Source organism: Bradyrhizobium sp. ISRA442 (assembly GCF_038085055.1).
Classification (GTDB): Bacteria; Pseudomonadota; Alphaproteobacteria; order Rhizobiales; family Xanthobacteraceae; genus Bradyrhizobium.
Window position 1 is genome coordinate 64,505 of record NZ_JALGCN010000020.1, and the last position, 25,513, is coordinate 90,017.

Consider the following 25,513-nt stretch of genomic DNA (forward strand, 5'->3'; position numbering starts at 1 on the left):
CTAGCCGCCCTCCTTGCGCTTCGGCGGCGTCGGTCCATCGACCGGCGGGAGCGACTTGACGTACTCGGCGATCGCCGCAAGATCGGCTTCCGACAATAGCGAGGTGTTCTTGATCACCCGCCTCATCGCGCCGCCGGCGCTGTCACCGTCGGGCAGTTCGCCGGTCTCCAGGAAATAGGCGATATCCTTCGCGCTCCAGTCGCCAAGGTGCTTCTGGGTGATGTTGGGAATCCAGCCCTCTCCTTCCGGATTGGGACCGCCGGCAAAGCGCTCTCCAGCGATGATGCCGCCGAGAACATTGCGCGGGCTGTGACATTCCGCGCAATGGCCAAAGCTGTTCACGAGATAGGCGCCGCGATTCCATTGCGCCGACTGCGCACCGTCAGGCGTGAAGGATTTTCCGTCCATGAACAGGAGCTTCCAGATGCCGACATTACGGCGGATGTCGAAGGGGAAGCGGATGTCATGGTCGCGCACCTTGCCCGCAACCGGCGGAAGTGTCTTTAGATAGGCAAAGAGATCGAGCACGTCCTCGCGCTTGGCATGCCGATAGGACGTGTAGGGGAAGGCCGGAAAATAATGTTGTCCGGCCGGCGACACCCCCTTCATGACAGCGTTGACGAAGTCTGCTTCGTTCCATCGTCCGATGCCATCGTTGGTATCGGGCGAGATGTTGGGCGCGTAGAACGTTCCGAAGGGTGAGCCGATCGCGACGCCGCCGCCGAGCCGCGTGCGGTCGGGCTGTTCGGGCACGGCATGGCATGAGGCGCAGCCACCGGCGTTGAACATCTCCTCGCCGTTCGCAAGGTTCGGCGTGTGAGCAGGTGCCGTGGTGACAAAGCCCACGGCCGGCGCGCTGAGCCACCAGTAGACCCCTGTTGTGGCAATCACTGCGAACAGCGCCACGGAAATTGTTCGTTGCAACATGCGGTCCATCCACGCGTTGTGTCGAAGCTAGGACCGCTGTCGCTGCAACTCCAGCCACGAAGAATTTAGCCCGTCCCCGCAGGAAACGGGAATAAACTGAAACGCAGGCTGTTGGAAGTTTGGCAAGCTAATGAGGCCACCAGGGAGAGTGCCATGAACAAGACCATCATCGCCGTGTTAGCGCTGGGCGCCGTCGCTTTTGCGGGGCCGGCCAGCGCCGAAAAGCTGAAAGCAACGCTCAGCGGCAAGTCCGAGGTGCCGGCCACGACCAGCAGCGGCACCGGGACGGCCGATCTCGACTACGATGCGGCCAGCAAGAAGCTGTCCTGGAAGGTCACCTATTCGGGCCTCTCCGGCCCCGCCACCGCCGCCCATTTCCACGGGCCGGCCGAGTCCGGCAAGAACGCTGGCGTCGCGGTCGCGATCCCCAACGCGACGTCGAGCCCGGTCGAAGGCAGCGCGACGCTCACCGACGCGCAGGCCGCCGATCTCCTCGCCGGCAAGCTCTACGTCAACATTCACACCGCGGCCAATCCGGGCGGCGAGATCCGCGGTCAGGTGACGAAGTAAGCGTTAGCACGCACAGGCCGGGTGCTCGCTTGGAGGCGCCCGGCTATCTTGTAGCCGATGTTTGGGACAGGCTGTGTCTCAGCCTAAGACGTGGCGCGAACATAGTTCAACATCGTCATTGCGAGCGCAGCGAAGCAATCCGGACTGTATCCGCGGAGAGATTCTGGATTGCTTCGCTGCGCTCGCAATGACTGGCTCGCACTTGACGGCGTTTCATGCCGCGCTCAGCGCCTGCGCGAGGTCCGCGATCAGGTCCGACGGATTTTCGATACCAATCGATAGCCGGATCGTGGAATCGAGAACGCCGATTTTCCGGCGGATATCGGCGGGAACGCCGGAATGGGTCATGGTTGCAGGCAGGCTGGCGAGCGATTCGGTTCCTCCAAGGCTCACCGCCAGCTTGAAGATCTGCAGCGCGTTCAGGAATTTCACCGCCGCCGGCTGCCCGCCGACGATGTCGAATGAGAACGTCGATCCAGCTCCGAGGCATTGCCTTGCGAAGACACGTCCGGACGCCGATGCAGCTTCGTGATGACCGAGATAGTGGACCTTCGCCACCTTGGTGTGGTCGCGCAGGTAATCCGCCACAAGGCGCGCATTGCTGTCGGCTTTCTCCATGCGGATGCTCAAGGTCTCGAGCGACCGGCTGATCATCCAGCAGGAGTGCGGATCAAGCTGGGTGCCGATGGCGCCTCGCAGCGCCTTGATGTCCTTCATGATCGCCTTTGAGCCGAGCGCGGCACCCGCGATCAGGTCGGAATGACCACCGACATATTTGGTCAGCGAGTACAACGAGAGGTCCGCACCATGCTCGATCGGTCGCTGAAACACCGGCCCGAGCAAGGTGTTGTCGCACGCGATGATCGGCGCGTGCCCCTGGTTCTTGCCGATCGCGTCGGCGACGCGGCGGATCATGGCGATATCGACGAGGCCGTTGGTCGGGTTGGCCGGCGTTTCGATGAGGATCATCGCAATCCGGCCCTTTTGCGCGGCTGCCTCGGCGGCCTGCGCCACCGCCGCCTCATCTATGCCGTCGGCAAAGCCGACCGCGCTGATCGAGAGGCGTGCAAGCGTGTTGGCAAGCAGGGTTTCGGTCCCACCGTAAAGCGGCTGGGAGTGCAGGATGACGTCGCCCGGCCGGACGAAGGCGAGAATCGTCGTCGCAATGGCCGACATTCCGGACGAGAACAGCGCGCAGCTCTCGGCGCGCTCGTAGACCGAGAGCCTGTCCTCGACGATTTCGCTGTTGGGGTGATTGAAGCGCGAATAGACGAGGCCGGCGCCCATTCCCTCCGGCGGCTCGCGCCGACCGGCGACGAAATCGAAAAAATCCTGTCCGTCCTCGGCGGTCCTGAACACGAAGGTCGAGGTCAGGAAGACCGGCGGCTTGATCGCACCTTCCGAGAGCTGCGGATCGTAGCCGTAGGTCAGCATCAACGTTTCGGGATGCAGCATGTGGTTGCCGATGTGGGTCTTCGACGGAAACGGTTTTGCCATGGCCTGTCTCGCTGTTCGTGATTCAGATCCTCGCCGTACGTTGGAACTCTGCGGGCGAAGCAATCAGGGTTCGGATGCGCCGGCATCCGACGAATCTCATCAACGCTGCGGCGGCTGCACTTGAGGATAGCTCATACGCTGCGCTCTGACACCGCCCCCGAACTGAGAACCGCGGCGGTGCCCGAGTACAATTGAACAACGCAAGCCGGAAAGCGGTGCAGATTTCACCTCCGGGCGCCGTTCGAGCCCAAATGCCGCCGGTGCCATACCTTTGACGCGCCGCCTGCAAACATCCCTGATTCCGTCCCCCCATTTTCGTGTTGCCGCCACAAACAGCGCTCACGACTGCGTGACCGCGTATGGGGAGAAAAAAATGCGCGCACATAGAACATGGAAGGTCGCGGGGGCCAAACATCACCACGCAACTATCGAGCAACTTCAGCTCGATCTGGCAGCGTTCAACCGGTGCATCGACGTGCTGGAAAAAGCCGACGTCAATCCTCAGGACATAGAGGTGCTGACGACGCATGCGCTGACGCTCGCCGAGGAGATCGATGAGGTGCGCTGGTCGAACCCCGCAAAAGCTTTGGGGTGGCTACTCGACAATGAGACCCGCACGCCTGCCGCTCGGAAAGTTTCGGGACCCGGCTGAGCAATTATTCTCGCCGCGCGATACCAGGACGCTCCCGAAAAGCAGGGATGCGCGAGCCGGCTACTTTAGCTTCACGCGGTACGTCTCGTGGCAGTCGGTGCAGCGATCATTGATGCTGGTGTAGGCGGCCTTCAGCGTCGCCAGATTGTGGACCTTGCCCTTGACGTCAGCGATCGCCTTCTGCACCGGCGGGATCTTGGAATCGAAGTCGGCCTTGTTCTGCCAGACCTTCTGCGAGGCGCCGTAGGTCGCGTTCACTATGTCCTGCTTGGGATTGACTTCGAAGGTCTTGGCGATTTTGGCGACATCGGCTTCGAGGTTCGTCAGCGCCTCGTCGACGGCCTTCTGATTGTAGGGGATTTCGCGCTTCGTCATCTTCTGGATGACCGTGTACAGGCTCTTGGCTTGCGAGCGCATCAAATTGTCCTGCTGAACGGCAATCTCCTGCTGCGCCATCACGGCGCCCGCACCCAGCAACAGGGTGCCCGCGACAATCATCGTCCGTTTCATTGGCTCGTTTCTCCGGCCCGCAGAGGTTTACGGAAAGCAGCGTCCACCGCACCGGGGGTAGCGCGGTCCATCACGAATAGAACCCCGCGCAGGGCGTTTATTCCCGCGCGGGATGATCATGATTTAGAGGCTGTGACGGCGACGGTGCTCGTTGATCGCAATCCACACGCGCTCCGGGGTCGCCGGCATATCGATGTGGTCGATCTTGTATTCGCGCCAGAGACCGTCGACGATCGCATTAACGACGGCGGGACAAGAGCCGATCGCGCCGGCTTCGCCCGCGCCCTTCACGCCCATCGGGTTGGTCTTGCAGGGGACGTTGTGGGTCTCGAACACGAAGGGCGGACCGTCCGCCGCCCGCGGCACCGCATAGTCCATGAAGGTGGCGGTGATGAGCTGGCCGTCACCCGCGCCATAGACCACCTGCTCCATCAGGGCTTGGCCGATGCCCTGCATGGCGCCGCCATGCACCTGCCCCGCCAGCAGCAGCGGATTGAGCGTCTTGCCGAAATCGTCAACGATCACGTAATTGACGATCTTGATGATGCCGGTGGCCGGATCGATCTCGACTTCCGCCAGATGCGTGCCGTTGGGATAGGTGCCGTCGGCGCTGGCGAAGGTCGCGCTGCCGTTCATCTTCGATGGATCGGCACCGGGGCGCTTGGCGAGATCGGCGAAGGAGATCGAGCGGTCAGTGCCGGCGATACGGATTGCACCGCCCGAAATCTCGAGGTCGCCGGCGCTTGCCTCCAGCGCCTGCGCCGCGATCTCCTTCAGCTTTTTGCCCAGATCCCCCGTGGCCCGCTCCACACAGACGCCGCCAGTCGGGATCGAGGCCGAGCCGCCAGTGCCGAGCCCGGTCGCGATCTCGTCGGTGTCGCCTTGGTGGATATGGACGCGCTCCGGCGGCAGGCCGAACTGCTCGGCAACGATCTGGGCGTAAGCCGTCTGGTGGCCCTGCCCGCTCGACTGCGTGCCGATCAGGACGGTGACGTCGCCGTTGGGGTCGAGTCTGACGTTCGCAGTCTCTTCTCCCATCACGCCGCAGATCTCGACATAGCTCGCGAAGCCAATGCCGCGGATCAGGCCCTGCTTCTTGGCCGCCTTGGCACGCTTGGGAAACTCCTTCCACTCCGCGATCTCCATCGCGCGCTTCAGATGCGCGGCGAAGTCGCCGGAATCGTAGACCTTGCCGGTCGCAGTCTTGTAGGGAAGCGCCTTCGGCTGGATGAAGTTCTTGCGACGGATCGCGTCCGGCGTCATGTCGAGCTTGCGCGCGCAGGCATCGACGAGACGCTCGATGACGTAGGCGGCCTCGGGCCGGCCCGCTCCGCGATAGGCATCAACCGGGACGCTATTGGTGAAGATGGTGCGCACCCGGCAGTGGAAGGCCTGGATGTCGTAGAGGCCCGGCAGCATGCCGGCACCGCCATGGGGAATGTAGGGCCCGAAGGTCGACAGATACGCGCCCATGTCGCCCATCAGGTCGCAATCCATCGCGAGGAATTTGCCGTCCTCGGCAAGCGCCATCTTCGCGGTGGTTACATTGTCGCGGCCCTGCGCATCGCCGATGAAATGCTCGGAGCGGTCCGCCGCCCACTTCACGGCTTTCTTCAGCTTTCGCGCGGCGACCGCCATCAGGGCATATTCGCGGTACGGAAACAGTTTCGTGCCGAAGCCGCCGCCGACGTCGGGGCAGATCACCCGCATCTTGTCGGTCGGGATATTGAGCACATTCTGGCAGAGGATGTCGCGCAGGCGGTGGCTGCCCTGGCTGCCCACCGTCAACGTCAGATGATCGCGCTTGGCGTCGTATTCGCAAACGGCCGCGCGCGTCTCCATGAAGTTCGCGACCACGCGCGGATTGACGATGGAGATTTCGGCGACCGTATGCGCCTTGGCGAACGCGGCTTCGGTCGCCGCCTTGTCGCCGATCGAGACATCAAACAGCACGTTACCGGGCTTGTCCGGCCAGACCTGAGGCGCGTCCTTCTTCACGGCGTTGACGACGCCGGTCACCGCCGGCAGCGGCGTCCACTTGACCTCGATCGCTTCGATTGCATCACGAGCCTGGTCGATGGTCTCGGCCACGACGAACGCGATGGAATCGCCGACGTGGCGCACCTCGTCCTTGGCGAGGATCGGGTAAGGCGGGCCGGTGAACGGATCGGTCTCTAGATTGAACAGGCACGGCAGATTGCCGAGATCCTTGACGTCATCGGCGGTCAGGATCAGCGCGACGCCGGGCAGCGTGCGGGCGCGGCTCACATCAATGGTGTATTTGGCATGCGCGTGCGGCGAGCGCAGCATCAAGGCACGGAGGGCTGCCTGCGGCGCATAATCGTCGGTGTAGCGGCCCTTGCCGCGGATCAGCGCATCGTCCTCTTTGCGCAGCACGCTTTGGCCAACGCCGAACTTGATGGGGGCAGCCATTTTCTCTCCATGTCCTCATGGTTGTTTTGCCGGCATATTGCAACGGATCGGCGGGCAGCGCAAACGGCTTGACGATAAAAACTAGCTGCGCACCAGGGAGACCAGCCAGCCCCGGCCGAACAGCACCAGGATGGAGAGGCCATAGATGACGGTGCCGGTGACGATCAGCAGGGCCAGCGTCATCTCGTCGCGGAAGCTTGGCATGGTCAAGACATAGGCCGCGCCAAAGCGTGCGGTCAGCCACAGGCCGGCTGCAAGGATCAGCCCGGCCAGGACGAACTTGGCCAGCGAAGAGGTCAGCGCCCTGTCGATCTCCAGATAGCCTCGCCGCGCTGCGAAAGCGAACAGCAGCAGCAGATTGGTCCACTGGCCGGCGGCGGTCGCCAGCGCAAGCCCGATTTGAGCAAGCGCTCCCATCAGCGCAATTTTCAAGGCGACGTTGATCGCTACGCCGCTCAGCATGGCCCGGACTGGTGTCGCTGTATCCTTGCGGGCATAGAAAGTTGCTACTGCGCTGCGGATCATCACGAATGGGATTAGACCCATGGCGTAAGCCGCCAGGGTTGCGGCGGCGGCCGCGGCATCGGCCTTGGAGAAGGCCCCGCGCGCAAACATCGCGCGCACGATCACATCGGGCACGGTCATGAAGGCAGCCACGAACGGCACGGAGAACAGCAGCGTGAAATCGAAAGCGCGGCGCTGCGCTTTCATTGCGCCGTCGTGGTCATTGGCCGTGATCCGCCGCGACATCTCCGGCAGCAACACCGTGCCGATGGCGATGCCGATGACGCCGATCGGCAACTGGTTGAGACGGTCGGCATAATAGAGCGCCGACAGCGCACCCGCCGGCAGGAAGGTCGCGATGATAGTGTCGGCGAACAGGGCAACTTGGGTGCCCATCGAACCCAGCGTGGCGGGTCCAAGCGCCTTGAAGAAGCCGCGGACGTCTTCATCGAGCTTGAGCGGCGCAAAGCGCGGCAGGCCGCCATGGCGCCCGAGATCCCCCGCGAGTAAGAAGTACTGCAGGAAGCCCGAAATCAGCACGCCCCAGGCGGCGGCGTGGCCCGCGCTGGGAAACCAGGCGGCCAGTGCCAGCGTCATCATCATCGTGACGTTGAGGAAGATCGAGGCGGCTGCGGCACTGGCAAAGCGCTGCATCACGTTGAGCATGCCGCCATAGAGCGTCACCAGCGTGATCAGCAAGAGATAGGGAAAGGTGATCCGGGTCAGCTCGATTGCGAGGCGGCGCTGCTCGGCGTCCTCGCTGAAACCGGGCGCCAGAATGCTCATGGCCTGCGGCATGAACAGCCAGGCGACGACCAGGAGCAGAACCTGCGAGGCCAGAAGCAGCGTGAAGATGCGGTCGGCGAACAATTTTGCGGCCGCCTCGCCGCGCTCGCCATGGACGTGGGCATAGGCAGGCACCCAGGCGGCGTTGAAGGCGCCCTCGGCGAAGATCGCGCGGAAATGATTGGGCAGGCGGAGTGCCACGAAGAAGGCGTCGGCCACGGGGCCAGCACCCAGGATCGCCGCGAGCATGATGTCGCGGGCAAACCCCGTCAGCCGCGAGAGCAGCGTATATCCGCCAACCGTGAAAATCCGCCCGAGCATCCACTCCTTCTAAAGGAAGAGCCGGCTCCGCAAAATGGCGAAATCAGGTTGAAAGCGCGCCGCGTACGGCGGCGATGATTCGCTCCTGGGCGGCCTCGTCCAGATAGGCGTGCATCGGCAGGCTGATGACGTCCTGCGACAGGCTCTCGCAACCCGGCAGTCCGCCCTCTGCGACCGGATACTGCTTGTAGGCGGTCTGCTGATGCATCGACTTCCCATAGTAGATCGCGGTCGGCACGCCCTGGGCCTTCAGCGCGGCGGCAAAGCCGTCGCGATCGGTGCCCTTAGGCAGGCGGATGGTGTATTGCGCCCAGATCGAGGTGCAGCCGGGCGCAAGGCGCGGCACGGTCACAACGTTGCCGAGCCCTCGCGCGTAGCGCTCGGCGACCTTGTTGCGGGCGGCGATCTCGTCGTCGAAAATCTTCAGCTTCTCGATCAGGATCGCAGCTTGCATGGTGTCGAGCCGACCAGTCAGGCCGAGCCGGACATTGTCGTATTTGTCCACACCCTGTCCATGCACGCGGATGCTGCGCAGCGTGGCGGCGAGTTCGTCGTCATCGGTGAAGATAGCGCCTCCGTCACCGAAGCAGCCGAGCGGCTTTGCCGGGAAGAAGCTTGTTGTGGTCGCGTGTGCCAGCGTGCCGAGCTTGCGGCCCTTGAAGCTCGCGCCAAAACCCTGTGCGGCGTCATCGAGCACAAAGAGGCCTTCGGCTTTCGCGATCTCGGCGATGGCGTCGTGATCGGCAGGCTGCCCGAACAGGTCGACCGGAATGATCGCCGCAGGCTTGAGGCCGGCCTTCCGCGCGGTCACAATGCCGCGCTTCAAGGACTCAGGGCTCATGTTGAAGGTCGCTTCGTCGACGTCGACATAGATCGGCGTAGCGCCGGTCCGCGCCGCCGGCGAAGCGGTTGCGATGAAGGTGAACGAGGGGCACAGCACGGCATCGCCGGGCCCGACCTTCTTCGCCATCAGCACCATCAGAATCGCATCCGTGCCGCTGGCGCAGCTCACGACATGCTTGGCACCGCAATAGGCCGCAAGCTGCGCCTCGAGTTCGGTGACCTCGGGTCCGTTGACGAACTGGCAATGGTTGAGAACCCGGCCAACCGCATCGTCGATGGCCGAGCCAAGCCTGCGGCGCTGCGCGGCAATGTCGATGAACGGGATGGGATCGGAACGCAAATGCTGGTTCATGGCGCCTTGCCGATTTTCCTGCAAATTTTGAGCGGTCGACATGTGAGAGGGATCAGCCGGCAACGCGGCGCGGCGCCTTGCGGACGGGCGAAGCGGCCGCGGGCCGCGACGGCGCTTCCAGGCACTGCGTGGCGATCTCGAGGCTAGCGACGCCCTCATCGCCGGTCACCGCCGGCGTCTCGCCGTGGCGCACGGCATTGAGGAACGCGATCAGCTCGGCGCGCAGCGGCTCGTCATGGCCGACCGGAAGATGTCGCATCGAATAGCTGCCGTCCGGTTTGAAGCCGAAGCACTCGGTGACCTGGCGTGTCAAGAGATCGCCCATCACGTATTTGCCGCGGGTCGCGACCGTGACGCTGCGCGCCTTGAAGGGCGTCAGCCAGTTGGTGTTGATGTGGGCGAGCACGCCCGAGGCGGTGCGAAACTGGAGTAGCGCGATGTCCTCGCGCTCGGCGACCGCGCTCGACAATTGCGGCTGCACCTCGACGATGTCGGATTCGGTGAACCAGCGGATCAGGTCGATGTCGTGCACGGCAAGATCGATGACCACGCCGACATTGGACATGCGCGGCGGGAACGGTCCGACGCGCGTGATCGCAATCGACAGGATGTCCTCGCCGGCGATCGCCTGCTTGACGGCAGCCACCGCCGGATTGAAGCGCTCGACATGACCGACCATAAGCGTGACGCCGGCCTTTTGCGCAGCGGCGACGATCTCGCGCCCCTCCTCCACCGTGGATGCAATCGGCTTCTCGACCAGCACGTGGACGTTCTTCGCGATCAAAGCGAGCGCGATCTCGTGATGCAGATGGGTCGGCGCCGCCACGGTGACGGCATCGACGCCTTCGGCGACGAGCTGATCGAGCGTCTCGAAGCACTGACAATTGGTCAGCTCGGTCGCGCGCACCCGGTGCGCCGGCGAGGGGTCGACGACGCCGACCAGGCTGACGCCGGGAAGTCCGGCGAGCACCCGCGCATGGTTGCTGCCCATCACGCCCGCGCCAATGACGCCGACGCGCAAGCCGGCCTTCGCCGGTGCAGAGCCTTTGGAACTCATCTGATCGAACCCCGATTCAATGCAAATCCCCGCGCCTCTCCTAGCACGGGTGCCACATTTGTGGCGAACGCCGAGATAGCGATCCGGACACGATTTGATTCAAAAAATTACACGTTCCCCGGGCCTTAGCGGCGAAGGATGCCGCCTTTCGGCCCGGGTCGCGTGATTCGGAGCGTGCTGGTTACGACCTTTGATAGTCGTCTTCAATCCGGATGATGTCGTCTTCCCCGAGATAGCTCCCGGTCTGGACCTCGATCAGCTCGAGCATGATTTTGCCCGGGTTTTCCATGCGATGGACGGCCCCCATCGGGATGTAGATCGACTCGTTCTCGTGCACGGTCTTGACATCGTCATTGACCGTCACCCGGGCGGCGCCGCGGACCACGATCCAGTGCTCGGCACGATGGTGGTGCTTCTGGAGCGACAGCCGCCCGCCCGGCTTCACCACGATGCGCTTGACCTGGTGGCGCTCGCCATTGTCGACGGACTGATAGCTGCCCCAGGGCCGGTGCACCTTGAGATGCTCCTCGGTAACCTTCGGCGCGACCGTCTTGATCTTCGTGACCAGGCGCTTCAGCCCGTTGGCATCCTTCTGGCGCGAGACCAGGACCGCATCCGCCGTCGCCACCACGACGAGGTCATCGACGCCTTCGAGCGCGACCAGCGCAGAATCGGTCGTGACGTTGCAATTGCGGGAATCCTCGAACACGACGGTGCCGTGCGCGGCATTGCCCTGCGTATCCTTCTCCGACAGCTCCCATACCGCGTGCCAGGAGCCGACGTCGGACCAGCCGCAGGATACCGGCACCACTGCGGCGCGCGCGGTCTTTTCCATCACGGCGTAGTCGATCGAGATTGCCTTCGCGGAAGCAAACGCCTTCGGCTCGAGCGTCACGAAGCCGAGATCGCGGCCCGCATCGGCGACGGCATCGGAGACTGCCTGCACGCTCGTCGCGTCGACCTTGCGATATTCGTCGAGCAGCACGGCGGCCGGGAACATGAAGTTGCCGCTGTTCCAGAGGTAACCCGAATTGACGTAGTCGGCCGCCTTCACCGCGTCGGGCTTCTCGACGAATCTTGCAACCGCGTTCACCTGGCCGGAGATCGCCTCGCCCGGGCTGATATAGCCGTATTCGGTCGCCGGCCGCTCCGGCTTGACGCCGAACGTCACGATGCGTCCGGCTTCGGCAGCAGTGAGACCTTCGCGACACGCAGCGACGAAGGCGGCGTTGTCGCGCACCACATGGTCAGCGGCGAGTGCGAGCACGATCGCGTCATTGGAGCGGCCTTGCGCAAAGACAGCGCCCGCGGCGATGGCGGGACCGGAGTCGCGCCGCATCGGCTCGAGGAGCACGTCGGCCTCGATGCCGATCTCCGCGAGCTGCTCCAGCACCATGAAGCGGTAGGACGCGCTGGTAATCACGATCGGACGATCGAACAGCGATTCATCCGAGACGCGCAACAGCGTGTCCTGGAAGGTCGAGCGCGCGCCGAACAGCGGCAGGAACTGTTTGGGGCGCACCTCGCGCGAGGCCGGCCACAGCCGTGTACCGGCGCCACCACACATGATCAGGGGGATAATTCGCTTGTCCATCGTCATCTCAAACCTTGAAGTAGTCGCGATACCACGCGACAAAGTTGCGGACCCCGTGCTCGAGCGGCGTCGATGGCGCAAACCCGGTGTCGCGCATCAAATCCCCGATATCGGCGAACGTCTCGAGCACGTCTCCCGGCTGCATTGGCAGCAGATCCTTCTTCGCCGTTCGACCCAGCTCGCGCTCCAGAAGACCGACGACATGCATCAGCTCCTCAGGGCGGTGATTGCCAACATTGTAGACTCGAGACGGCGCATTTGCGGCAGCCGGATTATCCCCGGGCACCCGATCGATGAGTTTGGACACTACACGGGTGACATCGTCAATATAGGTGAAGTCGCGACGCATCCTGCCATGGTTAAAGAGCTGGATCGGCCTGCCCTCGATGATGGCATTCACAAACAGAAACATGGCCATATCGGGCCGGCCCCACGGACCGTATATGGTAAAGAAGCGCAGGCCCGTGACCGGCAGCCGGTAGAGATGGCTGTAAGACTGTGCGATCAACTCGTTGGCTCTCTTGGTCGCAGCGTAGAGGCTAATGGGATGATCGGTGCGATCCGCCACGGCGAACGGCAGTTTCGTATTGGCGCCGTAAACGGAGGATGACGAAGCGTAGACGAGATGACGACAACCGTTGTTCCGGCAGCCCTCGAGCACGTTCAGAAAGCCCTGAAGATTGGAGTCGACGTAAGCGTGAGGATGGTCGATCGAATAGCGCACGCCGGCCTGGGCCGCGAGGTGCACCACCGTCACGAACCGGTGTTCCGCAAACAGCGCCGCGATCGCCTTCCGATCCACAAGATCGGCCTGCACGAAGGAGAAGCCGCGACCACCCCGCAGAAGCTCCAGGCGTGCCCGTTTCAGCACCGGATCGTAATAGCTGTTGAGATTGTCCAGCCCGACGACCGGCCGGCCTTCGGCCAGGAGCTGCCGGGCGACGTGAAAGCCGATAAAGCCGGCGGCGCCCGTGACCAAAATTGCCTGATCCGTCATCCTGTTCCCAAGGCATGCGTCGCCGCGCCCACTCCGCGGGCCTCTTTAGCCGCTGCGTCGAGGGGGTCGCAATAGCCTCGACGCTCTCATGAGAGCTCTCTCATAACGGCTATTGCAAGATCGGCGCCAAAACCATACCAAAGCGGCCAAATTCGGCGCCTCGCGTCGGGTGACCTCAACCATCGCAAACCCTGTTCATGCGGGCGAGATGCGCCGAATCCTGCTGTCGACGGCCAAAATCCTGATTTCCGCGGCGCTGCTCTATCTTGCGCTGCGCAAGGTCAACCCGTCCGAGCTGTTTTCGCGCTTCACCTTGAGCAGCCTGTTCTGGATCGGCGCGGCCATCGCGGTCACGTTCCTGCAGATCTTCGTCGGCGTGCTGCGCTGGCGCGAGATCAGCGCCGAATGCGGCGCGCCGCTCGGGCTCGGCCGGGCCATGCGCTACAACGTGATCGGCGCATTCTTCAACCAGACCCTGCCCTCCGCGATCGGCGGCGACGCGGTCCGGCTCTGGCTCGTCGCGCGTGCCGGCGCCGGCTGGCGTGCGGCGACCTATTCGATTTTCGTCGATCGCGCGATCGGGCTGGTTGCGCTCGCGATCCTCATCGTCGCGAGCCTGCCGTGGAGCTACAGTCTCATCACCGATCCGAATGGGCGTTCGGCGCTGCTGCTGCTCGACCTCGCCGCACTCGCGGGCGGCGTCGGCTTTTTGATCTTCGGTGCGTTGAAATGGTCGTGGCTCAAGAGCTGGTGGGCCACGCATCACATCCACGCTTGCGCCGTAATCGCGAACCGCGTGATCTTCAACCGCACACGGGGCCCACTTGTCGCGATCCTGTCGCTCGTCATTCACGTGCTGGCGGTCGTGATCGCCTGGTGCGTGGTGCAGTCGATCGCCGCGCCGGTCAATTTCGGCCAGGTCTTTCTGCTCATTCCGCCGGTCATGCTGATCACGTTGATGCCGATATCGATCGCCGGCTGGGGCGTCCGCGAGGCGACCATGGGCCTGGCTTTCGGCTTCGCCGGCCTCGCCGCCAATGAGGGCGTCAATGTCTCGCTGCTGTTCGGCGCCGTCTCGTTCATCGTCGGCGCGTTCGGCGGGCTGGTCTGGATATTCAGCGCCGAGAAGGCGGCGCAAGGATCGGCCCCGATCGAGGTGCCGGAGTGACGATTTTCGTCGCCGGTCCGCAAAATGCATTGGGGCTGATGCTGCTCGCCCTCGCATTGGCCGCACTGCTTTCTGCCTGTATCACCTGGCGGAGCATGCCGCTGCTGCAGCGCTACGCGCTGGCCCGGCCAAACGCACGCTCCTCGCATCGGATCCCGACGCCGCAGGGCGCGGGTATCGCGGTCGTCGCGGCCACTCTGCTGGTCACTGCGCTCTGGGCCGCCTGGGCCCATGCCGCGATTCCCTTGCCCCTGATCGGCGCCACTGTGCTGGTCGCACTGGTCGGGCTTGTCGATGACATCAAGCCGCTGCCGGTCATCGTACGGCTCTCGTTACAGGCTGCCGCCGTGACCACCATCGTGTTCTCGGCACCGGAGACGCTGCGCATCGTGCCCGCCCTGCCGCTGGCCTTTGAACGCGTCCTTATCGTCATCGCCGGCGTCTGGTTCGTGAACCTCGTCAATTTCATGGACGGTCTCGACCTGATGACGGTGTCCGAGGTGGTGCCGACGACGGCCGCGCTCGGGCTGCTCGGATGGTTTGGCGACCTCTCTCCGTCCACCGGACTGCTCGCGACGGCCCTTTGCGGCGCCATGCTCGGCTTTGCGCCCTTCAATCGCCCGATCGCCAAGGTCTTTCTCGGCGATGTCGGCAGCCTGCCGATTGGACTATTGCTCGGCTGGTGCCTGCTGGAGCTCGCCTGGCGGGGCCAGATCGCCGCGGCGCTGCTGCTGCCCGGGTACTATCTCGCGGATGCCACCATAACGCTGTTTCAGCGCATCGCGCGGCGCGAGCCGTTCTGGTCGGCACATCGCACGCATTTCTATCAGCGCGCCACCGACAATGGCTTCAAGGTCCCTCGGGTTGTCGGCGAGGTGTTCGCGCTCAACCTCGTGCTCGCGCTGCTCGCCATCGTCACAATCCGCGCCGGCTCGACCACGATCACCGTGCTTGCGCTGGTCGCGGGAGCGATCGCGATCGGCGCCGTCCTGCGGCGCTTCTCCCGCCCTCAGGCGGCCTGAGCCGACAGCGCGAGCCGCAGGCCCTCATCGAGGGATACTTGCGGCTGCCAGCCGGTCGCGATCGCCTTGGACACGTTGAGTTCGAGCGAGCCGATGAGGCTTTCATGTGTATCCTCCCGGCCGATGACGCCAAGCAGCGAACTCAACAACGCCGGCGGCATACCGAAGAGCCGCGCGCTCTTGCCGGAAGCGGTGGCAAGACGCTCGATGAATTCGGGTGTCGAGACCTGCTCCCTGTCAGCCACGAGGAATATCTCGAAATTGCTTGCCGGGTCAGGATGAGCCAACCGCCGCAGGATGAAGGACGAGAGGTTCTGCACCGCAAGGAAAGCGCGCTGGTTGCGGATCGCGGCAAAGGGTAGCGGCACTCCGAGGCTCACTGCACGCGACAGCAGCGCAAAGTTGCCTTTGGCCCCTGCGCCGTAGACCAGAGGCGGCCTGATCACCGTAGTCTTCATTGCGCTGTCGTGCGCTAGCGTCCTGAGCCCCGACTCCGCCGCCGCCTTCGACATGCCGTAGAGACCACGCGGCGTGAGGACGTCATCCTCGCTGAAGGGCGCCCGGCCCCTATTGGTGCGGCCGTGCACTAGAACCGTACTGACGAAGACGAACTGGCGCACGCCGGCCATCACCGCACTGCGCGCTAGGCGCAGCGTGCCGGCGATGTTGACGTTGCGGTAGAGCTCGACCGCGTGCTGCTCGTACTTGTGATGAACGCGCGCCGCGAGATGGACGACGGCGTCGACGCCGTCGAGTGCGACCTGCCAGTCGGTTTCGGGACCGATCGATCCGATGACGACCTCACCGTCGATGCCTTCGGGGCTGCGGACCGCGCGGCGGACCGCCCACCCCTCTCGCGCAAGAGCCGGCGCAATGTGACGGCCAACAAATCCGCTCGCGCCCGTCACGAGCACGACTGGTTGGCGTTCACTCATCGTTGCTCCGACAATTTTGGATTGCGCAGCAATTCGTCGACCAGATCGGCATAGGCGTCCATCGCCGTAGCGCGATCAAACCTTGAGGCGGCCTTGACCGCACGTGCCGCGATGGCTCCGTGGTCGGAATGGGCCGCCGCTCGGATTGCATCTGCCAGCTGATCGGCCCGGCCAGGGGTCACGACCCAGCCGAGCTCGTTTTCAACCACCGTCAATGCCGCCTCGGCCTCCGGCTCCGAGACAAGCAACACGGGTCGGCCGACCGCCAGCAGATTGTAGAACCGGCTCGGCACCGATACCCCTGCGACGTTCTTCCGGTACGGAATGATCCAGAGGTCGGCGGCGGCCAGAAACGCCTCGAGCTGCACGTCCTCGACCCGCGCCACGAAACTGACATTCGGCAAGTTTGCATCGGCCTGCAACTGCTTCAATCGCTCGAAACCGATACCCCAGCCGGAGAGCAGGAAGTGAATATCCGCGTCGTCCCTCAACAGGCGCGCCGCCGCGAACACGATCTCCGGATCATGCGTGAAGCCGAGATTGCCCGACAGGCCGACGATGAAGCGGGCCGGCAGCCCCCGACGGAACGGATTGTCGAATCTCAACGGACGCGGAGCCGGCACGAGCGTCGCCCAGTTCGGGATGAAGCGGATCTTGTTCCGCGTCATGCCTCGGTAGCTCAGCAGCGGCCGTTCCGCATCGCGGCCGATCGTGATGACGGCATTGAGCGCGAGAAACATTAGAGCGTTGGCTGCGCGCATCGTCCTGGTCAGGATCGAGCCGGGTTTCAGCATCCCCGCCATGACGAGGACGTCGGGGAAGAGATCGTGCATGATCAGCGCGGAGCGCGCGCGCCTGAGCCTCGCTGCCGCGGCCACCGCGTAAGGCAGCATGAACGGCGCCGTCACGGTGAGCACAACGTCGCCGTGCCGCAGCTCCCGGATCAAGGCGAGGAAGGTGCGCGAGGCGAACAGAAGCTCGGCCGCACCTCGCCGCACCAGCGCCGCCTTTCCCGCCATCCGGTTCTTGACCGCCACGATCCGCGGCTTGCCCGGACCCGTCTCCGGCAACGCACCGGCAGAGCCGGACAACACGACGACGTCGTGCGTTTGCGCGAGATGGCAGGCAATCTCGGCCATGATCGCCGCTGTCGTGCTCGGATCCGGCGGGTAATGCTGGCTCGCGACGACGATCTTGCTGAGCGATTGCATATCAGGCCGCTGTTGATCCGAATTCCGGAACAGCATCCCTCAGGATGGTCCTGATGCTAGCCCGATCATCGCGCGCGATCGCTTGCTCGAGCGCCGTGATCCATTTGCGCAGGATCTGCATCGGCGGCTGGTTCGGCTGCGCGGCCATGATACCGGCTACACCGATCTCGGCGGCGGGCTCTTCGGTCGCGAACAGGATCTCATTCAGCCGCTCGCCCGGCCGCATCCCCGTGAACACGATCTCGATGTCGTAGCCGGGCTGCAGACCGGACAGCCTGATCATGCGCTCCGCAAGATCGACGATCTTGACCGGCTGGCCCATGTTGAGGACGTAGACGGATACATCCGAACGCTCCGTGCCGAGCGCATGCGTCGCTGCGGTGATGACGAGATCGCAAGCCTCGCGGATGGTCATGAAATAGCGGACCATGTCGGGATGCGTCACCGTCACCGGGCCACCGACCTCGATCTGGGCCTTGAACTTCGGCACCACCGAGCCGTTCGACGCCAGCACATTGCCGAACCGGACCGAGATCAGGCGCATCGGCGGTTTGAGGCCGACGCCCTGGGTGGCGAGATCGTGATCGAGCGCCTGACAGTACATCTCCGCGAAGCGCTTGGTCAGGCCGAGCATCGACACTGGCTCGATCGCCTTGTCGGTCGAGATCATCACCATGGCGTCGGCGCCGGCGGCAAGCGCCGCATCGGCCACGTTGATCGAACCGAAGATGTTGGTCTTGACCCCCTCGCTCCAGTCGCGTTCGAGGATCGGCACGTGCTTGAGCGCGGCGGCATGGAACACGATATCCGGCTTGAACTCAGCCATCAGGCGCATGACGCGCTCGCGATCGCGGATGTCGGCGATCCGGCCCTCGATCGTCGCCGCGGTGCCATCGGCCGCGAGTGCTTCCGTGACGGCGTAGAGCGCCGGCTCGGAGTTCTCGAGCACCAGGAGGCGCGCGGCGCCGAAAGCGACGATGCGCTCGCAGATTTCGGAACCGATCGAACCGCCGCCGCCGGTGACGATCACGGCCTTGCCCCTGATCAGAGCTTCGAGGCGTGCGTAGTCGATCGTCTCGCTCGGCCGCAACAGCAGGTCCTCAACCGCGACCGCCGTGAGGCGCGGCGTGTCGCCGCTCTCAAGCGATGGCATGCGGTTGACGATCACGCCCAGCTTTCGCGCCCGCATCAGCACCGATTCCGGACGGGCCTCCGGCTCGAAGGCGGACGGCGTCATCACGAGGCGGGCGATCGGCTTGTTGCGCCTGGCGAAGTCGGTGATCACGTCTTCGATGTCGTCGACGCTGCCCAGCACCGGAACGCTGCGGATGAACTGGCCGCGGTCCGCATTCGACGGTGAAAGCACGCCGACCGGCCAGATGCGCTTGATGGCGCCGCTCTCGATGCCGCGCAGAAGCACCTCGGCATCCGCGGAGCGGCCAATCAGCAGCGTCGGCGCAGCGTCCTCGATCCGTGCATGGCGGCGCACGCGCGTATAACGGAAGTAGCGATAGGCGAAGCGCAGCGCGCTGAGGAACGAGATTTCCAGGAACCAATAGAGGACTATCGTCACCTTGCCGAGAAAGAAGGTGCCACGCACGTTGGGGGCGACGAAGATGTAGTCGAGGACGAGCAGCGCGACCGTCAGCACTGTTGCGACGCGGATGATGTTCAGCGCGTCGGGCAGCGAAATGAAGCGCCATTTCGTCGTGGTGAGGTTGAAGGTGAAGAATACGACCACGCTGAAGGCGAGGAAATAGGGCAGGATCTCGAACAGCAGCGGCAGGCGCTCGACAAAGCCCTCGCCGCCCTCGAAGCGCACGTAGAACGCGACGAACAGCGCCGCCATGGTTGCCAGGAGGTCGTGGAATGCGATCAGGAAATTGCGCAAGGTGAGATGCGAGAGTCGCGCCATCCGACGGCCGATGTGATATCCAGTTTAATGCAACCTGATAGCGCTGATAGCCCATATCGGGAAAACTTGCCAGCAGCGCGGCGGGTCAGGAACCGGCTTCCCCAACCTTCGGCGCGATCTTTCGCGCTCGGATGACCATGCCGCCGGCAACGCCGACGCCGAGGACGTACATCCAGCCCTCGTGAAAGTCGAACAGATGGGAGTTGAACAACGAGGTGAAGATATTCTGCACCACGACCAATAGTCCGATCCAGTTGGCAAGTCCATCGCCGCGAAACAGGAGAAGATGGAGAATCCACGTCGTGTAGAGAATGACGATGCCGAAGACACCCCACTGCACGGCGACATTCAGCGTCTGGTTGTGCGGGTTGCCGATCACCTCGGCGGAGGCCTGATAGCCGCTGCCGGTCGCGACCTGCTCGAACAGTCCGCGCGTCGCACCGGTGCCGTGGCCCTTGATTGGCGCTTCCGCGAAGAAGCCGAGAGATTTTCGCCAGAATTCGAGCCGCAGGCCGATCGAGGTCGGCGCTCCCCTCTCCTTGTAGAGCTGATAATCGCTCGAAAATGTGTCGGCGGTCCTGCGCAAATACGGCGAGGCCTGCCAGGCGACCAGCGCAATGGCGACGAGGCCGGCGGCAATGAGCAGGATGCTGCGCCACCTCAGATGAAGCAGCGCGAACACCGCGAGCATGATCGGGACCGTGACCAGCGCGGTGCGCGACACCACCACGAAGGCCATGTTGGCGAAGAAGCTGATGGCAAGCGCGGTGAGCAGCCCGGCGAGCCAGTACCGTTTCTCCCGCACCAGCATCACGACCGGATAGGCCAGCGCGACTGCGCACAGCGTGAATTCCTGGCCCTGGTCGATGTGATTCTTGACGATGATGCCGCGCTCGATGCCGCCCGGTTTGATCGTGAGGTTCGGGTAGAAGGCGACCAGCCACGACGCCATCGACAACAATGCGCAGGAGACGAGAAAGGCGATGAACACCCAATGTCCACGCGGCGAGCGCTCGAAATGGTAGAGCAGGATCGGAAGAACGAGCAGCTTGACCGTGGGGTTGACCGCATAGAGCCGCGCGCCCCAGGCCGCATCCGACCACAACGTTCCCACCAGCGCGAGCAGGAACAGCGCGATCGGCGCCATGCAGATCGGACGTGTCAGCGATTGCAGGAATGCCCTGAGATCGAGAAACGGCACAATGCAGACGAGCATCAGGGCATTGAATATCCCGACAAGCGACGTCGACCAGGGCAGCGAGGCCGCGGTCAGGACCGCGAGCACGTCGACCGTCTCGCTCCATGCCGCCGGATTGCGCAAGCGCCGCAGCAGCAGCGCGCTCGTCGATTCCTTCGCGAGCGTCGTCACTTGCCCCCTCCCCGCGCGCGGTGGACCAGCGCCGTCGTGCTGAAGCCTTGCAGGAGATCGACCAGCACGACCGTCCCGCCCGCGGCCTCCACGACCTCATGGCCGACCACCTGCTCGCGGGTGTAGTCGCCGCCCTTTACCAGCACGCTCGGCTTGATCCGGGTGATCAGGTCGATCGGCGTGTCCTCCTCGAAGATGACGACGAGATCGACGGCTTCGAGCGCTGCCAGCACCTCGGCGCGCGCACGCTCGTCCTGAACGGGACGATCGGCGCCCTTCAACCGCCGCACCGAGGCGTCGCTATTGAGACCCACGATCAGGCGGTCGCAGGCTGCGCGCGCCGCCGTCAACACCTTGACGTGGCCGGGATGCAGGATGTCGAAGCAGCCATTGGTGAAGCCGACGCGCTGTCCCTGCCTGCGCCATTCGACAAGCTGCGCGTCCAGCGCATCGGCCTCCAGAACGATCTTCTCCTCGGCCGCGAGATAGGCATGCGGCAGGATCTTTCGCCGCAGCTCGGCTGTGCTCACGCTGGCCGTGCCCTGCTTGCCGACGGCAACGGCGGCCGCTGCATTGGCCATCCGCAGGGCCGTGTCCCAGTCCGCACCCGCCGCAAGCGACACCGCGAGCGCCGCGGCGACGGTGTCGCCGGCGCCGGAGACGTCACGCACCTTCACGGGGAAAGCCGGCACATGCACCGCCTCGCCGTTGCGCGGCACAAGCGTCATGCCGTGCTCTCCTTGCGTGACGAGGATCGCCTCGCAATCGGCGAGCCGCATCACGTCCTCGGTGGCATCGACGATGCTCTGCGTGGTGTCGGCGCGGCTGCGGGTGGCTTCGGAAAACTCTTTACGATTGGGCGTGAGCAGCGTGGCGCCACGATAGATCGCCCAGTTCAGGCTCTTGGGATCGACGATCACGGGCTTGCCGAGCTTTCGCGCGACATCGATGACATGGCGGATCACGCGCGCGGTCAGGACGCCCTTGGCGTAGTCGGAGAGCAGCACGATGTCGGCGCGGGAAAGGTGCGGCAGGATCGCCTCGATCAGCTTGGTCTCGACCGCGTCGGAGGCGGGCAGCCCCTGCTCCCAATCCGCGCGCAGCATGTGCGTGGAGAAATGTTCGGAAACGAAGCGGACCTTTCGCGTGGTCGGCCGCAACGGATCGCACACCAGCACGCTGTCGATGCCGGATTGCTCGTCAAGCGCGGCCGCCAGCCGCCTGCCCGCGTCGTCATCGCCGACGAGACCGACGAAGATGCAGCGCCCGCCGAGGGAGGCAACGTTGCGCGCGACGTTGCCGGCGCCGCCGATATGGATCTCGCTGCGCTGCGCGGCGATCACCGGCGCCGGGGCTTCCGGCGAAATCCGCGACACCTCGCCATAGACGAACTCGTCCAGCATGATATCGCCGATGCACAGCACGGTACGGCGCGCGATGTCTTGCGCGAGGGCATCGAAGTCCAGAATGGGCGTCGGCATGGTCCTTGGGCCTCAGCGGAAACGATCGAGCTGGTCGAGATATCCGCTCACATAGGCCTTCACCGCATCCTCGAGCGTCGTGAAGCCGCCGTTGTAGCCGGCACCATGGAGCCGATCGACTTCGCTCTGGGTGAAGTATTGGTAGCTGCCGCGGATCGCCTCGGGCATGTCGACGTATTCGATGTTGGGCCTGGTGCCGAGCGCCACATAGGCCGCGAGCATCAGGTCCTTGAAGCTGCGCGCCTTACCGGTTCCGACATTGAAGATGCCGGATACCGAAGGCGTCGCGAGCAGCCACATGATGACCCGCACGACGTCGTCGACATAGATGAAATCACGGCGCTGATCGCCATCGGCGATGCCCTCGCGATGCGACTTGAACAGTTGCACGACGCGCCCCGCCTTGACGTCGTCGAAGCGCCGCGCCAGCACGCTCATCATCGAGCCCTTGTGGTACTCGTTCGGGCCGAACACGTTGAAGAATTTGAGGCCCGCCCATTGCGGCGGCAGCTTGTCGCCGCGGGAAACACGCTCCGCGACGGCAAGATCGAACAGATGCTTGCTCCAGCCGTAGAGATTCATCGGCCGCAATTTCTTCAACGCTGCGAGCGAGGCGTCGTCGCCAAAGCCTTCCGCGCCGTCGCCATAGGTCGCCGCCGACGAGGCGTAGATGAACGGCACCGCGTTCGTCGTGCACCAGTCCAGCAGGCGCATCGACAGACGAAAATTGGTCTCGATCACGAGGTCACCGTCGGTGGCAGTGGTCTCGGAAATCGCGCCGAGATGGACGATCGCCTCGAGCTTGCGGCCTTTCAGCCATTCGAGCACCTCGGCCGGCGGGACGATGTCGGCAAGCTGCCGCTTGGCGAGATTGCGCCACTTGCCGTCGGTGCCGAGGCGATCACAGACCACGACATCGCTCCGGCCGGCGTCATTCAACGCGGCGACGACATTCGATCCGATAAAACCGGCCCCGCCGGTCACCAGCAACATTCCAAAATTCCCTGCCCGATTGTGCGGCCCGGTCCTGCCGTAGCGCATGATCCGCCAAAGTGTAAGCGGTTTTGGGACCCGGTCCCCTCCCGGCTTTACGTTCCGCCCCGGAGCGGCTAACCGATCCGCCACATCAGCGCAGCCGTGACCCGTTTAAGAATGAACAAAGATTCGCAACTTAGCGGAAATGAGGACCCAGGCGACACCCGCCCGATCCTGATCATCCCCTATATGTGGATCGGCGATTTCGTCCGGAATCACACGGTCGTCCGGATTCTGAAGGAACGCTGGCCGAACCGGCCGGTCGACCTTCTGACCACGCCCCTCTGCGCCCCGCTGGTCGATTACATGCCGGGCGTCCGCCGAGGAATCATCTGGGATCTGCCGCGCAGCCGGCTCGCCGTCACCCGCCAGCTCGGCCTGGCGCGCCTGCTGCGCGAGCGGAACTACGGGACCGCGCTGGTGCTGCCGCGGACCTGGAAAGCCGCCATTGCGCCGGCCTTGGCCGGCATCCCCGAGCGGGTCGGCTTTGTCGGGGAGTTCCGGTTCGGCCTGATCAACCGCTGGCGTTGGGGCGAGAAGCGGCTCCCCCGCTTCATCGACAAGAACGCCGCCCTCGCCCAGCCCGATGGCGCGCCCCTCCCGCCGGAATGGCCGGTGCCGCAATTGCAGGTTCCGGCCGAGGAGATCGTCCGCTGGCGGCAGGCCAATGGGCTCAGCGCCGGGGCAGCCGTGGCGCTCGCGCCGGGCTCGGTGGGTGCCTCGAAGCGCTGGACCGACTATCCCGAAGCAGCCCGCCTCCTGGCCGCGCAGGGTCTGGAGGTCTGGGTAGTCGGCGGCCCGGCGGAAAAGGGGCTGGCCCAGGAGATCGTCGCGGCGGGCGGACCGGGCGTGCGGGACCTGACCGGCACGGACTTGCGCAACGGCGTCCTCGCCATGGCGGCGGCGGGCGTCGCGATTTCCAACGACTCCGGGCTGATGCACATAGCGGCGGCGCTGGGGACACCGACCATGGGCATTTTCGGCCCGACCGACCCCTACCTTTGGGCCCCACTCAACGGCCTTGCCGCGACCGTGCGCCAGGACAAGAGCGTGCTGTCCTGCCAGCCCTGCCAGAGCACCATCTGCCGGATGAACGACCATCGCTGCATGCGCGACATCGCAGCCTCCGAGGTCGTGGCGATCGCGCAGCGGGTGCTCAGCGAGACGCGCGCCCGCGCCTCCACCTGACCTCGTCAGAGCAGCGGACGATAGACCTCGCCGATCCGGGCGGCCTCAGCATCGAGGCTGAATTTTGCCAACACACGCGCGCGCCCGCGCTGCCCCATCACTGTTGCAAGCGCCACATCGCGCGTCAGCGGTTCGAGCGCCGCGGCGAGCGCAGCGGCATCACCCGGCGGCGTCAGCACGCCGGTGACGCCGTCCTCGACCACGAGCTCCGCGGCCCCCGCACGCGCGGCCACCAGCGCGCTGCCTGCCGCCATCGCCTCGATCAGCGTCAAGCCGAATCCTTCATTGCGCGAGGTGAAGGCATAGATCGTCAGCCGCTGATACCAGCGCTGCACCTGCTGGATCGGCAACTCGCCGGTGATGATGATGCGCGATTGCAGGCCGGCGGCCTCGATCCGTTTCTTCAGATCGTTCGCGAAGGGAAGTTGCTCCGTCGTGACCTGGCCGACGATGACGGCGGTGAAATCGGGGTAGCGCGGCAGGAGGCGGCACATCGCATCGACGAAGACATCGGTACCCTTCTGCGAGCGCACGCGGCCGAAACAGCCGATGGCATAGCGGCCCGGCAGCCCGCTCTCGGCGAAGGCTGCAGCGCGATCTCTTGGCGGCGCATAGACGTCGGTGTCGACGCCATGGGGAATCACAGTCGCCTTCACTTTCAGGAACGAAGCCGAGATCTCGCTGGTCGCGATGATCGCATCCATCCGCCGGATCAGCCAGCGCGTGATCCAACTATGATGCCGCTGCGCCGCCGAGGTGAAGACGAGTTTGAGCGGCCAGCCGAGCGCGCGTAGCAGCACACCCGCGATCATCTCGTTGTTGCGCCGCGCATGCCAGATCAGGGGCGCCCTGCGGCGCCACAATTTCAGAAAATCGGTAGCGCTCAATCGCGTGATCCCCTCCGGCGCGTTCGCGCCGAACCATGCCGCGCGAAACAGTTTTGCCACCCGCGGCGCCACCATGCGATTGGTCGCGGTGACGCCGGAATAGCGCCTGTGCAGATTTGGCACGATCACCTGGAGATCGCCGGGGAAATTCGCCACTTCACGCTCCGTTTCGGAAGTCCCCTATACGCAACATTAAGCATAGTGACCAGTTCAGGGCCGCCGAAACCCCCTCTTCACCGCGCAAACGTTAGCTTGGCGG

Annotated in this window: 21 protein-coding genes; 5 read left to right on the forward strand and 16 right to left on the reverse strand. The window is 64.4% G+C overall.

All coding sequences use genetic code 11. The annotated features are described in order from the left end of the window. Positions 1-927 carry a cytochrome c gene (locus MTR72_RS30930; protein WP_280969862.1) on the reverse strand — a complete coding sequence of 309 codons (927 nt, stop codon included), beginning with the start codon at positions 925-927 and terminating at the stop codon, positions 1-3. Between the two features lie 153 nt (positions 928-1,080). Here MTR72_RS30930 and MTR72_RS30935 point away from each other — a divergent pair, with 153 nt between their 5' ends. Continuing rightward, positions 1,081-1,497 carry a CHRD domain-containing protein gene (locus MTR72_RS30935; RefSeq protein WP_280969861.1) on the forward strand — a complete coding sequence of 139 codons (417 nt, stop codon included), beginning with the start codon at positions 1,081-1,083 and terminating at the stop codon, positions 1,495-1,497. A 213-nt stretch (positions 1,498-1,710) separates the two neighbouring features. Here MTR72_RS30935 and MTR72_RS30940 read toward each other — a convergent pair whose 3' ends face one another. Beyond that, positions 1,711-2,994, reverse strand: a complete 1,284-nt coding sequence (locus tag MTR72_RS30940) for a cystathionine gamma-synthase family protein (protein ID WP_341511709.1) — start codon at positions 2,992-2,994, stop codon at positions 1,711-1,713. Positions 2,995-3,265: 271 nt separating this feature from the next. Here MTR72_RS30940 and MTR72_RS30945 point away from each other — a divergent pair, with 271 nt between their 5' ends. Then, the gene (locus tag MTR72_RS30945) at positions 3,266-3,646 is read left to right on the forward strand and encodes a hypothetical protein (protein WP_280969859.1); all 381 of its coding nucleotides are present in this window, start codon (positions 3,266-3,268) and stop codon (positions 3,644-3,646) included. A 60-nt stretch (positions 3,647-3,706) separates the two neighbouring features. On the opposite strand, the gene MTR72_RS30950 is transcribed toward MTR72_RS30945, so the two are convergent. The 7 genes from MTR72_RS30950 to MTR72_RS30980 all read right to left on the reverse strand — a co-directional run bounded on the left by MTR72_RS30950 (position 3,707) and on the right by MTR72_RS30980 (position 13,043). Beyond that, positions 3,707-4,156: a cytochrome c gene (locus tag MTR72_RS30950; protein ID WP_341511710.1), complete on the reverse strand. Its 450-nt coding sequence runs from the start codon at positions 4,154-4,156 to the stop codon at positions 3,707-3,709. A gap of 123 nt (positions 4,157-4,279) precedes the next feature. Next, entirely contained in the window at positions 4,280-6,589 is a 2,310-nt protein-coding gene (locus MTR72_RS30955) for a xanthine dehydrogenase family protein molybdopterin-binding subunit (RefSeq protein ID WP_341511711.1), read from the reverse strand. 81 nt (positions 6,590-6,670) lie between these two features. Beyond that, positions 6,671-8,200, reverse strand: a complete 1,530-nt coding sequence (murJ, locus tag MTR72_RS30960; RefSeq protein WP_341511712.1) for a murein biosynthesis integral membrane protein MurJ — start codon at positions 8,198-8,200, stop codon at positions 6,671-6,673. A 43-nt stretch (positions 8,201-8,243) separates the two neighbouring features. Further along, complete coding sequence (locus MTR72_RS30965; RefSeq protein ID WP_341511713.1) at positions 8,244-9,395, reverse strand: DegT/DnrJ/EryC1/StrS family aminotransferase; 1,152 nt, start codon at positions 9,393-9,395, stop codon at positions 8,244-8,246. A 52-nt stretch (positions 9,396-9,447) separates the two neighbouring features. Further along, entirely contained in the window at positions 9,448-10,452 is a 1,005-nt protein-coding gene (locus MTR72_RS30970; protein WP_280969854.1) for a Gfo/Idh/MocA family protein, read from the reverse strand. 181 nt (positions 10,453-10,633) lie between these two features. Then, positions 10,634-12,046, reverse strand: coding sequence for a mannose-1-phosphate guanylyltransferase/mannose-6-phosphate isomerase (locus MTR72_RS30975; protein WP_280969853.1), 1,413 nt, complete (start codon positions 12,044-12,046; stop codon positions 10,634-10,636). Positions 12,047-12,053: 7 nt separating this feature from the next. Beyond that, on the reverse strand, positions 12,054-13,043 hold the full coding sequence (locus MTR72_RS30980; protein WP_341511714.1) for an NAD-dependent epimerase: 990 nt from the start codon (positions 13,041-13,043) through the stop codon (positions 12,054-12,056). A 208-nt stretch (positions 13,044-13,251) separates the two neighbouring features. Here MTR72_RS30980 and MTR72_RS30985 point away from each other — a divergent pair, with 208 nt between their 5' ends. Then, entirely contained in the window at positions 13,252-14,211 is a 960-nt protein-coding gene (locus tag MTR72_RS30985) for a lysylphosphatidylglycerol synthase transmembrane domain-containing protein (RefSeq protein ID WP_341511715.1), read from the forward strand. A 38-nt stretch (positions 14,212-14,249) separates the two neighbouring features. Further along, entirely contained in the window at positions 14,250-15,233 is a 984-nt protein-coding gene (locus MTR72_RS30990; protein WP_341511756.1) for an MraY family glycosyltransferase, read from the forward strand. Here the strand turns inward: MTR72_RS30990 and MTR72_RS30995 are convergent. From MTR72_RS30995 to rfaD, 6 genes are all read right to left on the reverse strand, one after another. Beyond that, positions 15,221-16,168, reverse strand: a complete 948-nt coding sequence (locus MTR72_RS30995) for an NAD-dependent epimerase/dehydratase family protein (RefSeq protein ID WP_341511716.1) — start codon at positions 16,166-16,168, stop codon at positions 15,221-15,223. The two genes, MTR72_RS30990 and MTR72_RS30995, sit on opposite strands and share 13 nt — an antisense overlap. Further along, complete coding sequence (locus MTR72_RS31000; protein ID WP_341511717.1) at positions 16,165-17,379, reverse strand: glycosyltransferase family 4 protein; 1,215 nt, start codon at positions 17,377-17,379, stop codon at positions 16,165-16,167. The genes MTR72_RS30995 and MTR72_RS31000 overlap by 4 nt, the downstream gene beginning before the upstream one ends. A gap of 1 nt (position 17,380) precedes the next feature. Next, positions 17,381-19,294 (reverse strand): SDR family NAD(P)-dependent oxidoreductase, encoded by a 1,914-nt coding sequence (locus MTR72_RS31005; RefSeq protein WP_341511718.1) that lies wholly within the window; start codon positions 19,292-19,294, stop codon positions 17,381-17,383. A gap of 85 nt (positions 19,295-19,379) precedes the next feature. Next, a complete protein-coding gene (locus tag MTR72_RS31010) occupies positions 19,380-20,663 on the reverse strand; it encodes an O-antigen ligase family protein (protein ID WP_341511719.1) in 1,284 nt (427 codons plus the stop codon). Further along, a complete protein-coding gene (gene rfaE1 / locus MTR72_RS31015; protein ID WP_341511720.1) occupies positions 20,660-22,144 on the reverse strand; it encodes a D-glycero-beta-D-manno-heptose-7-phosphate kinase in 1,485 nt (494 codons plus the stop codon). The genes MTR72_RS31010 and rfaE1 overlap by 4 nt, the downstream gene beginning before the upstream one ends. 12 nt (positions 22,145-22,156) lie before the next feature. Continuing rightward, on the reverse strand, positions 22,157-23,137 hold the full coding sequence (gene rfaD / locus MTR72_RS31020; RefSeq protein WP_341511721.1) for an ADP-glyceromanno-heptose 6-epimerase: 981 nt from the start codon (positions 23,135-23,137) through the stop codon (positions 22,157-22,159). A gap of 159 nt (positions 23,138-23,296) precedes the next feature. On the opposite strand from rfaD, the gene waaF reads away from it, so the two are divergent. Continuing rightward, on the forward strand, positions 23,297-24,367 hold the full coding sequence (waaF, locus tag MTR72_RS31025; protein ID WP_341511722.1) for a lipopolysaccharide heptosyltransferase II: 1,071 nt from the start codon (positions 23,297-23,299) through the stop codon (positions 24,365-24,367). Positions 24,368-24,372: 5 nt separating this feature from the next. On the opposite strand, the gene MTR72_RS31030 is transcribed toward waaF, so the two are convergent. Beyond that, positions 24,373-25,410, reverse strand: a complete 1,038-nt coding sequence (locus tag MTR72_RS31030) for a glycosyltransferase family 4 protein (protein ID WP_341511723.1) — start codon at positions 25,408-25,410, stop codon at positions 24,373-24,375. Positions 25,411-25,513 lie beyond the last annotated feature (103 nt).

What these genes read in the sequence shown, in the direction of transcription:
- MTR72_RS30930 (WP_280969862.1), bottom strand. Translation starts at nt 927, where the DNA reads ATGTTGCAACGAACAATTTCCGTGGCGCTGTTCGCAGTGATTGCCACA.
- MTR72_RS30935 (WP_280969861.1), top strand. Translation starts at nt 1,081, where the DNA reads ATGAACAAGACCATCATCGCCGTGTTAGCGCTGGGCGCCGTCGCTTTT.
- MTR72_RS30940 (WP_341511709.1), bottom strand. Translation starts at nt 2,994, where the DNA reads ATGGCAAAACCGTTTCCGTCGAAGACCCACATCGGCAACCACATGCTG.
- MTR72_RS30950 (WP_341511710.1), bottom strand. Translation starts at nt 4,156, where the DNA reads ATGAAACGGACGATGATTGTCGCGGGCACCCTGTTGCTGGGTGCGGGC.
- MTR72_RS30955 (WP_341511711.1), bottom strand. Translation starts at nt 6,589, where the DNA reads ATGGCTGCCCCCATCAAGTTCGGCGTTGGCCAAAGCGTGCTGCGCAAA.
- murJ (WP_341511712.1), bottom strand. Translation starts at nt 8,200, where the DNA reads ATGCTCGGGCGGATTTTCACGGTTGGCGGATATACGCTGCTCTCGCGG.
- MTR72_RS30965 (WP_341511713.1), bottom strand. Translation starts at nt 9,395, where the DNA reads ATGAACCAGCATTTGCGTTCCGATCCCATCCCGTTCATCGACATTGCC.
- MTR72_RS30970 (WP_280969854.1), bottom strand. Translation starts at nt 10,452, where the DNA reads ATGAGTTCCAAAGGCTCTGCACCGGCGAAGGCCGGCTTGCGCGTCGGC.
- MTR72_RS30975 (WP_280969853.1), bottom strand. Translation starts at nt 12,046, where the DNA reads ATGGACAAGCGAATTATCCCCCTGATCATGTGTGGTGGCGCCGGTACA.
- MTR72_RS30980 (WP_341511714.1), bottom strand. Translation starts at nt 13,043, where the DNA reads ATGACGGATCAGGCAATTTTGGTCACGGGCGCCGCCGGCTTTATCGGC.
- MTR72_RS30985 (WP_341511715.1), top strand. Translation starts at nt 13,252, where the DNA reads ATGCGCCGAATCCTGCTGTCGACGGCCAAAATCCTGATTTCCGCGGCG.
- MTR72_RS30990 (WP_341511756.1), top strand. Translation starts at nt 14,250, where the DNA reads ATGCTGCTCGCCCTCGCATTGGCCGCACTGCTTTCTGCCTGTATCACC.
- MTR72_RS30995 (WP_341511716.1), bottom strand. Translation starts at nt 16,168, where the DNA reads ATGAGTGAACGCCAACCAGTCGTGCTCGTGACGGGCGCGAGCGGATTT.
- MTR72_RS31000 (WP_341511717.1), bottom strand. Translation starts at nt 17,379, where the DNA reads ATGCAATCGCTCAGCAAGATCGTCGTCGCGAGCCAGCATTACCCGCCG.
- MTR72_RS31005 (WP_341511718.1), bottom strand. Translation starts at nt 19,294, where the DNA reads ATGGCGCGACTCTCGCATCTCACCTTGCGCAATTTCCTGATCGCATTC.
- rfaE1 (WP_341511720.1), bottom strand. Translation starts at nt 22,144, where the DNA reads ATGCCGACGCCCATTCTGGACTTCGATGCCCTCGCGCAAGACATCGCG.
- rfaD (WP_341511721.1), bottom strand. Translation starts at nt 23,137, where the DNA reads ATGTTGCTGGTGACCGGCGGGGCCGGTTTTATCGGATCGAATGTCGTC.
- waaF (WP_341511722.1), top strand. Translation starts at nt 23,297, where the DNA reads ATGAACAAAGATTCGCAACTTAGCGGAAATGAGGACCCAGGCGACACC.